This window comes from Methyloligella solikamskensis, from assembly GCF_042676065.1.
GTDB lineage: Bacteria > Pseudomonadota > Alphaproteobacteria > Rhizobiales > Methyloligellaceae > Methyloligella > Methyloligella solikamskensis.
Map to the genome: position 1 here is coordinate 222,249 of NZ_JBHTJO010000002.1, position 13,357 is coordinate 235,605.

Annotated in this window: 14 protein-coding genes; 6 read left to right on the forward strand and 8 right to left on the reverse strand. The window is 64.9% G+C overall.

Annotated elements, in window-relative coordinates; all coding sequences use genetic code 11:
* Nucleotides 1-148 precede the first annotated feature (148 nt).
* Nucleotides 149-1,159 (forward strand): hypothetical protein, encoded by a 1,011-nt coding sequence (locus ACFQ2F_RS14080; protein ID WP_379091124.1) that lies wholly within the window; start codon nucleotides 149-151, stop codon nucleotides 1,157-1,159.
* Between the two features lie 30 nt (nucleotides 1,160-1,189).
* On the opposite strand, the gene ACFQ2F_RS14085 is transcribed toward ACFQ2F_RS14080, so the two are convergent.
* Complete coding sequence (locus ACFQ2F_RS14085) at nucleotides 1,190-1,462, reverse strand: hypothetical protein (protein WP_379091125.1); 273 nt, start codon at nucleotides 1,460-1,462, stop codon at nucleotides 1,190-1,192.
* Between the two features lie 140 nt (nucleotides 1,463-1,602).
* The gene (locus ACFQ2F_RS14090) at nucleotides 1,603-2,016 is read right to left on the reverse strand and encodes a tellurite resistance TerB family protein (RefSeq protein WP_379091127.1); all 414 of its coding nucleotides are present in this window, start codon (nucleotides 2,014-2,016) and stop codon (nucleotides 1,603-1,605) included.
* A gap of 176 nt (nucleotides 2,017-2,192) precedes the next feature.
* Between ACFQ2F_RS14090 and ACFQ2F_RS14095 the strand changes: the two genes are divergently transcribed.
* Nucleotides 2,193-3,815 (forward strand): lysine--tRNA ligase, encoded by a 1,623-nt coding sequence (locus tag ACFQ2F_RS14095; protein WP_379091129.1) that lies wholly within the window; start codon nucleotides 2,193-2,195, stop codon nucleotides 3,813-3,815.
* 16 nt (nucleotides 3,816-3,831) lie between these two features.
* Here the strand turns inward: ACFQ2F_RS14095 and ACFQ2F_RS14100 are convergent, their stop codons facing one another.
* Genes ACFQ2F_RS14100 through ACFQ2F_RS14110 form a run of 3 tightly spaced genes read right to left on the reverse strand, consistent with a single transcriptional unit; the run spans nucleotide 3,832 to nucleotide 5,910 of the window.
* The gene (locus ACFQ2F_RS14100; protein ID WP_379091130.1) at nucleotides 3,832-4,323 is read right to left on the reverse strand and encodes a lysozyme inhibitor LprI family protein; all 492 of its coding nucleotides are present in this window, start codon (nucleotides 4,321-4,323) and stop codon (nucleotides 3,832-3,834) included.
* Nucleotides 4,324-4,340: 17 nt separating this feature from the next.
* The gene (locus ACFQ2F_RS14105) at nucleotides 4,341-5,213 is read right to left on the reverse strand and encodes a thermonuclease family protein (protein ID WP_379091132.1); all 873 of its coding nucleotides are present in this window, start codon (nucleotides 5,211-5,213) and stop codon (nucleotides 4,341-4,343) included.
* Between the two features lie 16 nt (nucleotides 5,214-5,229).
* Nucleotides 5,230-5,910 carry a S24 family peptidase gene (locus ACFQ2F_RS14110; RefSeq protein WP_379091134.1) on the reverse strand — a complete coding sequence of 227 codons (681 nt, stop codon included), beginning with the start codon at nucleotides 5,908-5,910 and terminating at the stop codon, nucleotides 5,230-5,232.
* Between the two features lie 119 nt (nucleotides 5,911-6,029).
* Between ACFQ2F_RS14110 and ACFQ2F_RS14115 the strand changes: the two genes are divergently transcribed.
* Together ACFQ2F_RS14115 and ACFQ2F_RS14120 are read left to right on the forward strand one after the other, a co-directional pair.
* Complete coding sequence (locus ACFQ2F_RS14115) at nucleotides 6,030-6,398, forward strand: DUF952 domain-containing protein (protein WP_379091136.1); 369 nt, start codon at nucleotides 6,030-6,032, stop codon at nucleotides 6,396-6,398.
* A 20-nt stretch (nucleotides 6,399-6,418) separates the two neighbouring features.
* Nucleotides 6,419-7,513 (forward strand): quinone-dependent dihydroorotate dehydrogenase, encoded by a 1,095-nt coding sequence (locus tag ACFQ2F_RS14120; RefSeq protein WP_379091571.1) that lies wholly within the window; start codon nucleotides 6,419-6,421, stop codon nucleotides 7,511-7,513.
* A gap of 10 nt (nucleotides 7,514-7,523) precedes the next feature.
* Here the strand turns inward: ACFQ2F_RS14120 and ACFQ2F_RS14125 are convergent, their stop codons facing one another.
* Nucleotides 7,524-7,835: a DUF6460 domain-containing protein gene (locus ACFQ2F_RS14125; RefSeq protein ID WP_379091138.1), complete on the reverse strand. Its 312-nt coding sequence runs from the start codon at nucleotides 7,833-7,835 to the stop codon at nucleotides 7,524-7,526.
* A 137-nt stretch (nucleotides 7,836-7,972) separates the two neighbouring features.
* On the opposite strand from ACFQ2F_RS14125, the gene ACFQ2F_RS14130 reads away from it, so the two are divergent.
* Nucleotides 7,973-10,513, forward strand: a complete 2,541-nt coding sequence (locus ACFQ2F_RS14130; RefSeq protein ID WP_379091573.1) for a ligase-associated DNA damage response DEXH box helicase — start codon at nucleotides 7,973-7,975, stop codon at nucleotides 10,511-10,513.
* Nucleotides 10,470-11,213 carry a ligase-associated DNA damage response endonuclease PdeM gene (pdeM, locus tag ACFQ2F_RS14135; protein WP_379091140.1) on the forward strand — a complete coding sequence of 248 codons (744 nt, stop codon included), beginning with the start codon at nucleotides 10,470-10,472 and terminating at the stop codon, nucleotides 11,211-11,213. Before ACFQ2F_RS14130 ends, pdeM begins: the two co-directional genes overlap by 44 nt.
* A 269-nt stretch (nucleotides 11,214-11,482) precedes the next feature.
* Here pdeM and ACFQ2F_RS14140 read toward each other — a convergent pair whose 3' ends face one another.
* Together ACFQ2F_RS14140 and ACFQ2F_RS14145 are read right to left on the reverse strand one after the other, a co-directional pair.
* A complete protein-coding gene (locus ACFQ2F_RS14140; protein ID WP_379091142.1) occupies nucleotides 11,483-12,301 on the reverse strand; it encodes a TIGR02186 family protein in 819 nt (272 codons plus the stop codon).
* Nucleotides 12,295-13,227 (reverse strand): sulfite exporter TauE/SafE family protein, encoded by a 933-nt coding sequence (locus ACFQ2F_RS14145; RefSeq protein WP_379091144.1) that lies wholly within the window; start codon nucleotides 13,225-13,227, stop codon nucleotides 12,295-12,297. Before ACFQ2F_RS14145 ends, ACFQ2F_RS14140 begins: the two co-directional genes overlap by 7 nt.
* Nucleotides 13,228-13,357: the final 130 nt, after the last annotated feature.

Sequence of the window (13,357 nt, forward strand, 5' to 3'; positions counted from 1 at the left end):
TGCAAGAATCGTTGTCCGTCAACGTGAAGTCTCGCAAAAAAGCCACGAAGTTGTTGCAACTCGACAACGATCCGGCGAGCAACCGGATAGCAGAGTGGTTGTATAGGTCGCATCACGCTGGGGCCGGGGGGCAGAAGGCGAAAGACCGATGCGCGCTGTTGCGTTTGTTCTCACTGTTCTGGCGCTCTGCGCCTACACGTTTCTTCTGACGGGGCCGGCGAAAGCCGCCCCTTCAGGGACCTTCTCCAGCCCCGAGCAGCTCATCCAGTGGGCCTCCGATTATCGGACCCACCCTTCTCCTCATCGTCTGCCCGCCGCCGTTCACGCCATGCGCGAGCTCGGCCTGTTCGGCGATGAGGAGAAGGGTGGCTTCTGCATCGGCTTCATCGCCGGCGTGCTTGGCGCCAACAAGAATGATGCGCCGAAGCTGATCGCCGGGATGTTCCCCATGCCGCCCAAGGAGCAGGCCGTCATCATCAAGGCCATCGCCTATTCCGGCCGGCCCGACTGGCAGGATCTGCTCATTCAGTTTCAGGACAAGATGCCCCTGCGGAAGCCCCTGATCGACGCCTATGTCGACGGCAAGGAGCCGGGGCTCATGGAGCTTCCCCTCGAGGACGGCTCCCCGGTCATCTACACGCTTTGGGGCTATTACAGCGCCACCGGCCAGTATCAGCCGGTCATGCGCATTATGGAGGCGCTGCGCTGGTCGAAGAGCGACGAGGAGGCGGGGTTCTCCTGGAGCAGCCTCTGGAGCGGCTGGAAGAACGATCCGAAGCTGGTGGAGAAGGTCACCACCGGCGGCACCGCGAAATGGACGCTTGCATCCTACGCGGAGCGCGACCGCCAGCTCATCAGCCTCTACCGGGCGGAATATCCCCGACAGCCTGAGGAGATCGCGGGTCCCTTGCGGGAGGTGATCGCCGCCGCCGAAGCATTTGAAGCGGAAGAGGTGAGGAAAGATCAGCTCACGGCCATCGAAGAGGCCCAACGCGAGCATGCCATGAACGAGGCGGGCGGCTCCAAGCTCGCCAAGGTCGGCTCTATCGGCATTGCGACAGGCTGCGTCGCGGCAAGCGCCTTAGGTCAGGCGCAGATTGCCGTGCCGTGCGTGGTCGGCGGCGCGCTTTATAGCGGCGCCGTTCAGTTGATGCAGTAAGCGCAGTCGTGAGGTGAGCCGGGCGCCGGCTTAGTCTTCGCCGCCGCGGCCGAGGAAATAGCCGACCACGACACCGACACCCACAGCCAGCAGCATAGAGGCGGCGAGATTGTCCCTCATCAACTCCTCGGCGTCGTCCGCCGTATGGCTGACATAGGACTTGGCCGAGCTCGCTCCGCTCTTGGTGTTCTTCGATACCGTGCGGGTGAGGTCGCCCAGATAGCTGCGCATGGAATCGAGCTGATCGTATAGGTCCTCGGGATCGAGATAACGGCTCGATTTTCTGTCATTCCAGCCCAGCATAGTGTCCTCCGACGGTAAAATGGATCAACGGAATGACTGTCTAACGGTTGACGGCCTGCTCCGTTCCCCAACTGATAGCTGGAGAAACGCGAAAAATCGCCGCCTTGGCAGCGATCGTTCAAAATATGGTGTGCGGGAGCCTAAAGGACCGTGTTGCGCGCCCGGATGCCCCGCTCGATGGCGACCGTGGTCAGCTTGTCGAGGGAGAGCCCGGTGGCGATGATCTCCAGCAGCCGCGTCTCTGTGTCCGGGACGTCGAGATCCGCCGCAGCCACCTCCAGCGCAACCGCATAGGCCGTTTCCCGCAGGCGATGATCCAGCGCCTCGCGCACCAGGCCGATCACCTGCTGCAGCCCATCCGGCTGGCCGAGCAGCTCGCCGCAGGCCGAGGTGGTGGGCACCAGCTGCTCGTCGTCGAAATCGTCGAAGATGGGCAAGGTCGAGACGATCTCGCCGATCCGCGCATATTCAAGGTCGGAGATCGCCCGGTCGACCGCGGCGACGGTCACCATCACGTAGATCAGCGCTTCATGATGGGTCAGCGAAGTCGGCATGGGGTGCTCCAGATCCGAATGGCTTGAGATGGATGATCGAAGACGTCGCGGGAAGCTAGGCAATTCGGAAGGGTCCGGCAAGCACCCCGATTGACGGTTCCGCGCGCGGGACCTAGTTTCGCGCCGAACCGCCGGGCGTACCGTCCGGCGACATGCATCATTGCCGGTTCTCATCCATGACTGACACTTCTTCCGCGTCGCCCGCGTCGAAGGCGGCACCGCTCGATCCAGAGCTGCTCGAAGCCGCCAAGGACAGCAAGGCCTGGCCCTTCGAGGAGGCCCGCAAGCTCATTGCGCGACTGGAGCAGACGCCCGCCCAATCCCCGGTGATCTTCGAGACGGGCTATGGGCCCTCGGGGCTGCCACATATCGGCACCTTCGGCGAGGTCGCCCGCACCACCATGGTACGCCACGCCTTTCGCGTGCTCACCGAGGACAAGGTGCCGACCCGGCTGATCTGCTTCTCCGACGACATGGATGGGCTTCGGAAGGTGCCGGACAACATCCCCAACAAGGAGATGGTGGCGGAGCATCTCGGCAAGCCGCTGACCCAGATCCCCGATCCGTTCGGCGAGCATCCGAGCTTCGGCCAGCACAACAATGCGCGGCTCCGCGCCTTCCTCGATGCGTTCGGCTTCGAGTACGAATTCTTCTCCGCCACCGATTGCTACCGGTCCGGCCGCTTCGACCAGACGCTGCTGAAAGTCTTGGAACACTACGAAGCCGTGCGCGACGTCATCCTGCCGACGCTGGGCCCGGAGCGCCGCGCCACCTACAGCCCCTTCCTGCCGATCTCGCCGGAGACCGGCGAGGTGCTCCAGGTGCCGATCATCGATGTGGACACAGATGCCGGCGCCGTCCGGTTCAAGGATCCGGCCACCGACAAGCTCACCCAGCTCCCGGTCACCGGCGGCCATTGCAAGCTGCAATGGAAGGCCGACTGGGCCATGCGCTGGGTGGCGCTCGGCGTCGATTACGAGATGGCCGGCAAGGATCTGATCGATTCCGTGAAGCTCTCCAGCCGAATTGCCAAGATCCTCGGCGCCAACCCGCCGGAAGGCTTCAACTACGAGCTCTTCCTGGATGAGAACGGCGAGAAGATCTCCAAGTCCCGCGGCAACGGCCTCACCATCGACGAGTGGCTGAGCTACGCCGCGCCGGAGTCTCTGGCGCTCTACATGTTCCAGAGCCCGCGGAAGGCGAAGCGGCTCTATTTCGACGTGATCCCCAAGGCGGTGGATGAGTATGTCGGCCACCTGGCGGCGTACCCGAAGGAAGAGCCCGACGCCAAGCTGCGCAATCCCGTCTGGCACATCCATAGCGGTGAGCCGCCGGAAGCGGAGCTGCCGATCTCGTTCGCGCTGCTCCTGAACCTCGCCTCGGCATCGAACTCAGAAGATTCAGATGTGCTCTGGGGCTTCATCAAGCGCTACTGCCCGGGCGCCACGCCCGAGGAGCATCCGCTGCTCGACCAGATGGTCGGCTTCGCCGTGCGCTATTTCCACGACTTCGTGAAGCCCGCGAAGAAGTATCGCGACGCGACGCCGGAAGAGGCCGCCGCCATGCGGGAGCTGTCGGAGAAGCTGGGTGCGCTGGACGCGAGCGCCGATTCGACCGAGATCCAGAACCTCGTCTACGAGGTCGGCAAGACCCACGAATTCGAGCCGCTGCGGACCTGGTTCGGCGCCCTTTACGAGGTGCTCCTCGGCCAGACCCAAGGTCCGCGCTTCGGCTCCTTCATCGAGCTCTACGGCATCGACGAGACCCGCAAGCTGATCGAGGATTCCCTCAACCGCTAGCGGGCTGAGACGAGCCCTAAAGGTTCGCCTCTTTCCAGATCTCGTGCATCTCCAGCGCCCGGCGACCCGTCTCCTGCTGGATGCAGTCGGCGCCGATCACATTGCTGTAGGTGCCCGACGAGTAGCGCGTCATCCAGAACCCGCACTTCTCGTCCCGGAAGGTGATCCAGGCCACTTGCGCGTGGCGCAGCGCATCCGACGAGGCCGGGTCAAGCTTCGCGCGGGCTTCCGAGTACCAGTCGTTCAACAGACGGTCCCAGATCGCCGTATGCCGCTGGTAGCAGGAGAGCGCCGCCGCCGTCGTCTCCTGGTCCTTGCAGAGCGCGTTGATCTGGCCCACGCAATCGGCCGCCTGGACGATTGCATCCGCATCCCCGTGCCGGTTCAAACAATCGCGCACCCGCTCCCGGTCCTCACGGGTCGGTGTGGCGTCCTGGGCCTGTGCGGTGGCGAGCCCCGTGCTCAAGGCGATGATGGCTATCAAACCGGCAATTAGCGTCCTGGTCATCTCGTATCCTCCCCCATTCATTGATCATAGATCGGCTCCGAGCCCGGATAGAGCGGGTCGTCGTCGTCATAGATTGGCTCCTGCTCGAAGATTGGAACCGGCTCATTGTACACCGGCTCTGACCGGAACTGGCCCGGACCGCCCCAAAGCCCGACCTGGGCCTGCTTGGCCTTGTCGCGGGCCTTCGCCAGCGTGTCGTCGTTCTCCGTATCCGGCTTCGCCCAGCCCCGCTCGACCATCCAGAGCGAAAGATCCGTCTCGCCGATCCGGCAGCGTGCGGCGAATTCCGGCCGGTCGCCCCGGGGCGGCAGATCGCAGACCACGGCGCGCCCGCGGATCAGCCGGGTCAACGCCGCACGCGCCCGTGTCCCGCAGGGCCATTCCTTGCCGCTCTCGTCCTTGCAGGTCTCATCCTCGTCCCGCACCGAGATGCCTTTGAGATGGATGATGTGATTGCCCGTCTTCAGGGTGCCGGCATCCTGCACGATGACCCGGTAGAACCGCTTCCGCCCCGCTGGCTTGATGGTGATGGCGTGGCCTTTCTCGATAGCGGCGAAGCGCTTCACCTCCTCCGACGCATCGGCCAGACGCGAGGCGCCCGCCCCAGCAGGCGGCGCCGGCATGCGCCAATCCGCGCGGGAGAGTTCCGATTGGGGCGTGGGTGCACGCTCGCCCCAGGAGGATGTCGTATTCTGAGAGCCCGCCTCGCCGGAGGCCGTCGCACGCCCGTCCGATGCGTTCCCGTCCCAGGTCGTGTTCCTGGCGATCTTCACATCCGACCGCCCGCTGCCGTCGTCCGTCTCCGGGGCGCTCACAAGGGCCGGCAGCACGAACAGCACCAGCACGGCGATGCCGATCGACAAAGCGGCGAGGCGTGCCAAGAGAAGCATGAAAGGCCTCGTTCCCTCACTGGCTGACCCAAAGGATCCGGTGCATCCATTCTATCCGCTTCAGCGGAAACACGAGATCGGAATGCTCCGGATTGAGCGACGCAAGCTCGATCGCTTTCTGGCCGCGCTTGACCAGGATCTTCGCCATAACCTCCCCATCAGTCGTTTTTGCGACCAGCCGGTCGCCTTTTCGGATGGAGGCGGCGGGCGAGACGATTAGCACGTCGCCCGGACGATAGAGCGGCGCCATGCTGTCGCCTGCGACTTCAAGGGCATAGGCGTTCTCGTCGGCGAGGCCGGGCGGCGTCACCGCGTCCCATCCGGAGCCTGCCGGAAAACCGCCATCGTCGAAGAACCCGCCCGCTCCCGCTTGCGTCAGTCCGATGAGAGGCACGGGCCGGGCCGCGGGATCATCGTCGCAAAGGAGCTGTACGAACTCGTCAAGACCGGCGCCCGTCGCCTGGAGGACTTTGGAGATGCTCTCCGTGGTCGGCCACCGGGGCCGGCCCTCGGCGGTCGTCCGCTTGGACCGGTTGAAGGAGGTCGCATCGAGCCCGGCGCTTTTGGCAAGCGCCGAGGTGGAGAGATTGTAGCGCTGGGCCAGCGCGTCGATGGCGGACCAGACATTGGCGTGGGTCAGCCGGTCGTGGAGCGCGCCCCGTGAGATCTGCGTCTTGGTCTGGTCGAGCTTCGACATATAGGAATTATTCCCCATTCTCCGACAGGGGCAACCGATTTCCGGCAACAGATTTCGGGCGCTTGCCCGGACCGGACCATCGCCGCTAGACTCATGCTATTGGATGCCCTCGAGGCAAGATGAGCGATACCCTCTACAAGATCACCGATGTGGGCGCCCTCGCGAAAGCGGAGGAAAGCGGGCTGCTGGAAGGCTCCGCCGACGATCTGCGCGACGGCTACATCCATCTTTCCACCCGGACCCAGGTCGCCGGCACCTTGGACAAGCATTTCGTAGGCGAGGACAATCTGATGCTGCTTGCCTTCGACGCCGACAGTATCGCCGGCGATCTTCGCTGGGAGGCATCCCGTGGTGGCGAGGATTTTCCCCATCTCTACGGGACGCTGCCCTTGTCGGCTTTGAAATGGTCCGAGCCGCTGCCCATCCGCGCCGATGGCAAGCACATCCTGCCCGCCGCCGTCCTCACCAAAATGGGCGTTGGCCAGTGAGCGGCTCGCGTTCTTCCGGCATGTCCTGGCTCACCCCCTCGCTTTACGGGCTGGGCCAGCACGCCCTGCGCCGCCTCGATCCCGAGATGGCCCACGGCCTCACTATCCGCGCGCTCCAGATGGGCCTGTTTCCCCGCGCGACCGAGCCCGACGACCCGCGCCTGTCCCAGGAGCTGTGGGGTCTGACCTTCAAGAACCCCATCGGCATGGCGGCCGGCTTCGACAAGAACGCCGAAGTCGCCCCCCAGCTTATCGAGATGGGCTTCGGCTTCGCAGAGGTCGGCACGGTGACGCCGCGCCCGCAACCCGGCAACGATCAGCCCCGTCTCTTCCGGTCGGAAGAGGAGCGCGCCGTGATCAATCGCATGGGCTTCAACAATGAGGGCCATCTGGCGGCGCTGGAAAGACTTCGCGGACGCTGCCCAGGCGTGGTCGGCGTCAATATCGGCGCCAACAAGGACAGCACCGACCGCATCGCCGACTATGTGAAAGGGATCGAGCGGCTCACCGAGGTCGCCGGCTACTTCACCGTCAACATCTCGTCCCCCAACACACCGGGCCTGCGCGATCTGCAATCGCCCGAGGCGCTGTGTGAGCTCTTGGGCGCGCTGAGCGCCGCGCGACAGCCCAGCGAGACCACGGGCCGCGTCCCGCCCCTCCTCATCAAGCTCGCCCCCGATATCGATCATGAGGCGCTGCCCGAGATCATTTCCGTGGCGCGCCGCGGCGGCATCGACGGCATCGTGGTCACCAATACGACCCTGTCCCGCGAGGGGCTGCACGACCAAGAGTTCGCGGCGCAAGCTGGCGGGCTTTCCGGCCGCCCGCTCTTCGCCCGCTCCACCAAGTTTCTGGCCGAGCTCTATCTGCTCACCGACGGCAAGCTGCCGCTGATCGGGGTGGGGGGTATCGATTCCGGTGAAAAGGCGGTGGAGAAGATCGAGGCCGGCGCCTCGCTGATACAGCTCTATACGGGGATGGTGTTCGAAGGGCCGGGACTGCTCACCGACATCAAGCGCGCGATCTTGAAGCGCCTCGACGAAGGCCCGCAATCGAGCCTGAAGGAGCTGGTCGGCGTCAGCGCCACCGAATGGGCCGACCGCCTGCCGCTTTAAGCGCTTATGACTAGTGCCGCGGCGGGGGCGGGAGATCCGCTTCCGCGCTGCGGCGGCTCGAGCCGCTACCCGTCATCAGCTTCAGCACCCGCGCGATCAGCCAGATCGGGAAGACCAGCACGGCGCCCAGCAGGAAGTAGCGGCCGAACTCTTCGATGGCCCGGAAGCCCATATTGTAGATGTAGTTGGCGAGCCGCTGGATGCTCTCCACGATCTCGAACGGGCTGAACCCGAAGGCTGCGAGCAGCATGCCGACGATGAGCGAGATGATAGCCAGGCGAAGCAGTACGAGCGCCGGATTGCCGCCGAAAAACCGTTCCATCGCCTGATATCCTCTCAATCGTTCGAGCTGCGCCTTGTCATCGCAAGGTTGCAAGCCAAAGTTGGGTAGGCGGGCGCGCAAGGTCAAGCGTTACCGTGTGAACCGTGGAGTGTTGTCCCCCGATGAAGGCTGCGAGTATCCGCCCGGCAGAAAGCGCATCCCGCGCGTTGCCGGAGCCATTCGCCGGCTGGTTCGAATCCCGCGGCTGGCAGCCTCATGCCCATCAGCTGGCATTGCTGGCGGCGGCCCAAGCCGGCAAGGACACGCTTCTGATCGCGCCGACCGGCGGCGGCAAGACTCTTGCCGGCTTCCTGCCGAGCCTCGTTGAGCTTGCCGAGCGGAACGCGGACCGGAAAGAGGGGGCGCCCTCCCAGGGCATCCACACCCTCTATGTCTCGCCCCTGAAGGCGCTCGCCGTCGACATCGCCCGCAACCTCGCTGCACCTGTCGAGGAGATGGGCCTTCCCATTACGCTGGAGACCCGCACCGGCGACACGCCCGCCTCCAGGCGGCAACGTCAGCGCCTGAAGCCGCCCGATATCCTGCTCACCACGCCGGAGCAGATTGCGCTGATGCTGTCCCACAAGGACAGCGCGGAGATGTTCGCCAATCTGCGCATGGTGATCTTCGACGAGCTGCACGCCTTCGCCTCCACCAAGCGCGGCGATCTTCTGGCGCTGGGCCTTGCCCGCCTCAGAAGCTTCGCGCCCGATCTTCGCGCTGTCGGCTTGTCGGCCACCGTGGCGCGACCGACCGAGCTCGCCGCTTTCCTGGTGCCGAACGCGCAGGCCAAGAGCTCCAGGCTTGCCGAGATCGTCACCGCCCCGGCAGGCGTCGGCGCTGATATCTCCATCCTGCCATCGGAGGCCGATCTTCCCTGGGCGGGCCATTCGGCGCGCTATGCGCTGCCGGAGATCTACGAAGCCATCAAGGCTCACAAGATGAGCCTGATGTTCGTGAACACCCGCTCCCAGGCGGAGATGCTGTTCCATCTCCTGTGGGACTGGAACGAGGACAATCTCCCCATCGCCCTCCATCACGGCTCCCTCGATGTCGGTCAGCGCCGCAAGGTCGAGGCCGCCATGGTGGCCGGCAAGCTGCGCGCCGTGGTCTGCACCTCGACCCTGGATCTCGGCATCGACTGGGGCGACGTGGATCTCGTCATCAATGTCGGCGCCCCGAAGGGGGCGAGCCGTCTCGCCCAGCGCATCGGCCGTGCCAATCACCGGCTCGACGAGCCGAGCAAGGCGCTGCTCGTCCCCGCCAACCGCTTCGAGGTCGTCGAATGCCGCGCGGCCTTGGAGGCCGCAGCCGAAGGGGCGCAGGACACGCCGCCCTTCCGCCCCGGAGCGCTGGACGTGCTCGCCCAGCACGTGCTCTGCGTCGCCTGCTCAGGCCCCTTCGATGCCGATGCGCTCTATGAAGAAGTGGCAAGTGCTTCGCCCTATCACGGCATTTCCCGGAAAGACTTCGACCGCATCGTCCATTTCGTGGCGACGGGCGGCTATGCGCTCTCTCACTACGACCGCTACGCCAAGATGCGGAAGACGCCGGAAGGCCTCTGGCGCATCGCCCATCCCCGCGTCGCCCAGCAATACCGTCTGAACGCCGGCACCATCGTCGAGGCACCCATGCTTCGGGTGCGGCTGGCGCGGGGAAAGGGCGGCGCGCTGAAGCCGAAATCCGTGCTGGCCGCGGGAAAGGTCTTGGGCGAGGTCGAGGAGTGGTTCATCGAGCAGCTCGCGCCTGGCGATACGTTTCTGTTCGCCGGTCAGGTGCTCCGCTTCGAAGGCATCCGCGAGAACGACGCCATCGTCACCCGGACCACCAAGAACGAGCCGAAGATCCCATCCTATGATGGCGGCAAGTTTCCGCTCTCTACCTATCTGGCCGATCGAGTCCGTCGCATCTTCGCAGACCAGGGCCAGTGGGCCGGACTGCCGGAGCAGGTCTCCGACTGGCTGCGCCTCCAGGCGGAGGTCTCCGCCGTACCGAGCCCCGATGAGATCCTGGTGGAGACCTTCCCCCGCAGCCGCAAATTCTATTTCGTCTGCTATCCCTTCGAAGGCCGCCTTGCCCATCAGAGCCTGGGTATGCTGCTCACCCGCCGCCTGGAGCGGGCCGGCGCTCGTCCCCTCGGCTTCGTCGCCAACGAATACGCGCTCGCCATCTGGGGCCTGAGCGATATGGGCGCCATGATCCGCTCCGGCCGCCTCGATCTGGAAGCCCTGTTCGACGAGGACATGCTGGGCGACGATCTCGACGCGTGGCTCGCCGAATCCAACCTGATGAAGCGGTCCTTCCGCACCTGCGCCATCATCTCCGGCCTTATCGAACGCCGCCATCCGGGCCAGGAGAAGACCGGCCGCCAGATGACCGTCTCCTCCGATCTCGTCTACGATGTGCTCCGCGCCCATGAGCCCGATCACATTCTCCTCCAGGCCGCCTGGGCGGATGCGGCGACAGGACTTGTCGACATCGCCAGATTGGGGCAATTTCTCAAGCGTGTACGGGGGCGAATCACCCACCATGCATTGAGTCGAGTCTCACCCCTCTCAGTTCCTGTCATGCTCGAGATCGGGCGCGAAACGGTGCCCGGCGACGCCAAGGAGACTCTGCTCCGTGAAACCGTCGATGAACTTATCGCTGAAGCCGCGGCTGGTCGCGGTGAGCCCTGATACGGCCATGCCCCGCGGCGAACGCGACGACCCCAGCCTCAAGCTGTGCGGTCAGGACTTCATTCCCCATTCCGAAGGCGCGCTCTACTGGGAAGCCCAGCGCACCCTGCTGGTCGCCGATCTCCATCTGGAGAAGGGCGCGGCCTTCGCCCGGCGCGGCAGCATGCTGCCGCCCTACGATACCCGGATGACCCTGTGGCGCCTGTGCAAGGTGGTCGATTATTTCGATCCCGCTCGCATCGTGGCCCTGGGGGATAGCTTCCATACGTCCGAGGTTGCGGCCTTCTTGCCGGAGGAAGAGCGCGAGACCATCGCCGAGTTGCAGGAAGGCCGGGAGTGGTACTGGGTGACCGGCAACCACGATCCGGAGATCCCGTCCGCGCTGGGCGGGACGGTCTGCGAGTCCCTGGCCATCGGTGGCATCACCTGCCGCCACGAGCCCACCCGGGCCGGTCAGGAGATCGCCGGCCATCTGCATCCGGTGGCGCGCATCACCGCCCGGGGCGAGGCTATCCGGCGGAAATGCTTCGCCACCGACGGCGACAAGATGGTGATGCCGGCATTTGGCTCGTATGCCGGGGGCTTGAGCATCTTCTCCGACGCCTTTGCCGGACTGCTGTCCCGCGAGCGTCTCGCGGCCTGGCTGTTGGGCCGCGATGCAGTCTATCCGATTTTCGGAGCCGCGCTGTTTCGCGAGTAGGTCCTTATGGTTCGAGACGCGAGCTGCGCTCGCCCTCACCAAGAGGAGGAAGGCTGTCCCTCCTCGGCCTAAAGCCGCCAGGCACGCCCTCTCGCCTCACCCTGAGGGGGCCGCAGGCCCGTCTCGAAGGGTGCAGGCCCTAAGCTCACCTCCGGTGTCATTGCCCGGCTTGACCGGGCAATCCAGTAACCACCGATGTTCTTTGTTCGCGAAGACAGGGGGTACTGGATCCCTGCTTTCGCAGGGATGACGCCCGAATGTCTCCCCGCCTAATCCCGGCGGAATAGGCCCCAGGCGCCGAGCCCCATGAGCAGCGCGATGGCCACTGCCAGGAGGCCGTAGAGGATCGGGTGCTGGAAGGCGAGGATGTAGACTCCGCGTTCGAACCCGACCTTCTGGACGTTGAGCATGCTCTCGTCCTTGCTCAACAACTTGCCGTCCTGGAACAGCAGCACCTCCGCGGTATAGGCGCCGATGGGCACGTTGACGGGCATGTCCACCGTGCCACGGAACAGGCTGCGCCCGATGAAGGTGACGGCGTTGTCCAGATACTGGAAGAGCAGGTTCTCCTCCTTGTTGCGGATCACCGCCTGGCGGAACAGGTCGTCGCTCACCGAGGAATTGTCGTCCGGGCCGAGATCGAGGGCGGTGAAGCCGACCTTCAGCTCCTTCAGCGTCTCCTCCGACGCAATGGCCCGCAAGGGACGCGAAGAGAGCACGGCATAGAAGCCCGGGATGTCGTGAAACACCTTCGAGCTGCCATTGAGCCAGATACCGGCCATCCGTTCTTTCCGCCGGGCAACGATGTTCTGGTTCGGCCCGCGGATCACCATGATCACGTCGTAGGGCGGGGCGTTCGGGTCCGGCGGTGCATAGTCCACCGCGCCGAAGATCACGATCTCGATACCCGTGAAGTTCGACTGGATGGCGATCTCCCGGGTCGAGATGTCGGTATGCACCCGTTCCGTGGGAATGTCCTCCGGGCCGCTCGGCGGCTGGGCCGAAGCAGCCGTGGCGAGCACAGCAGCCCCGAGCCCGAGAGCAAGAGCCAGGCTGAACTGCCGGATATGGTGCGCGAGCCTTACCACCGCGGCGTCTCCACCGGGGCGATGGTGTAGAGGTCGTCGGGCGTGATCACCAGCCCGAGCAGCAGCCGGATCGCGACCGCCAGCACCATGATCGCCAGCAGCGCACGAAGCTGCTCGCCCTTGAGGTTCTGGCCCGCGCGCGCGCCGTACTGCCCGCCCAGCACCCCGCCGATGATCAAGAGAAACGCCAGCAGGATATCGATGGTCTGGTTGAACACCGCATGCAGCATGGTCACCGCCGCGGTGACGAAGATGATCTGGAACAGCGAGGTCCCGATGACCACCGAGGTCGGCATGCGCAGGATGTAGATCATCGCCGGCACCATGAGGAAGCCGCCGCCCACGCCCAGCACCGAGACCAGAATGCCGACGATGGAGCCGATCATGAGCACCGGGATCGCACTGATATAGAGCTTGGAGCGGTGAAACCGCATCTTGAAGGGCAGGCCGTGGACCCAGCTATGCTCGCCCGGCCGCCTTCCCTTCACCGGCTTGCCGGCCCGCTCTCGCCGGAGCGCGCGCACGCTTTCCGCCAGCATCAGCGTGCCGATGGTGCCGAGGAAGGTCACGTAACCCAGCGCGATGGTGAGATCCGCCTGGCCGTAGGACTTCAAGAGGTTGACCAGCAACACGCCGACGAACGAGCCGAACAGGCCGCCTACGATCAGCACCCCGCCCATGGTCGTATCGACATTGCCGCGCCGCCATTGCACCAGCGCGCCGGAGACCGACGAGGCGACGATCTGGTTGGCGCCCGTGGCAACCGCGATGGCCGGCGGGATGCCGAGGAACATCAGGAAGGGGGTGAGGAGGAAGCCGCCTCCGACCCCGAACATGCCGGAGAGAAAGCCGACGGCCCCGCCGAGCATCAGGATCACCAGAAGGTTCACTGATATCTCGGCAATGGGGAGATAAACCTGGAGCATCGAGCGTCGGCTTTGACTTCTTATTCGTGACGCAAGCGTGTTCGCCGCGGACCCCCCTGTCAATGGAGGGTAGCCGAGGCGGGGACCGCTGGGACAATAAAAAACGCCTCCGGCCGAATTTGGACCGGAG

Bases quoted from the DNA above. Each gene is read 5' to 3' on its own strand.
- ACFQ2F_RS14145 (WP_379091144.1), bottom strand. From the start codon at position 13,227: ATGCTCCAGGTTTATCTCCCCATTGCCGAGATATCAGTGAACCTTCTG.
- ACFQ2F_RS14095 (WP_379091129.1), top strand. From the start codon at position 2,193: ATGACTGACACTTCTTCCGCGTCGCCCGCGTCGAAGGCGGCACCGCTC.
- ACFQ2F_RS14085 (WP_379091125.1), bottom strand. From the start codon at position 1,462: ATGCTGGGCTGGAATGACAGAAAATCGAGCCGTTATCTCGATCCCGAG.
- ACFQ2F_RS14110 (WP_379091134.1), bottom strand. From the start codon at position 5,910: ATGTCGAAGCTCGACCAGACCAAGACGCAGATCTCACGGGGCGCGCTC.
- ACFQ2F_RS14090 (WP_379091127.1), bottom strand. From the start codon at position 2,016: ATGCCGACTTCGCTGACCCATCATGAAGCGCTGATCTACGTGATGGTG.
- ACFQ2F_RS14115 (WP_379091136.1), top strand. From the start codon at position 6,030: ATGAGCGATACCCTCTACAAGATCACCGATGTGGGCGCCCTCGCGAAA.
- ACFQ2F_RS14120 (WP_379091571.1), top strand. From the start codon at position 6,419: ATGTCCTGGCTCACCCCCTCGCTTTACGGGCTGGGCCAGCACGCCCTG.
- ACFQ2F_RS14080 (WP_379091124.1), top strand. From the start codon at position 149: ATGCGCGCTGTTGCGTTTGTTCTCACTGTTCTGGCGCTCTGCGCCTAC.
- pdeM (WP_379091140.1), top strand. From the start codon at position 10,470: ATGAACTTATCGCTGAAGCCGCGGCTGGTCGCGGTGAGCCCTGATACG.
- ACFQ2F_RS14100 (WP_379091130.1), bottom strand. From the start codon at position 4,323: ATGACCAGGACGCTAATTGCCGGTTTGATAGCCATCATCGCCTTGAGC.
- ACFQ2F_RS14125 (WP_379091138.1), bottom strand. From the start codon at position 7,835: ATGGAACGGTTTTTCGGCGGCAATCCGGCGCTCGTACTGCTTCGCCTG.
- ACFQ2F_RS14105 (WP_379091132.1), bottom strand. From the start codon at position 5,213: ATGCTTCTCTTGGCACGCCTCGCCGCTTTGTCGATCGGCATCGCCGTG.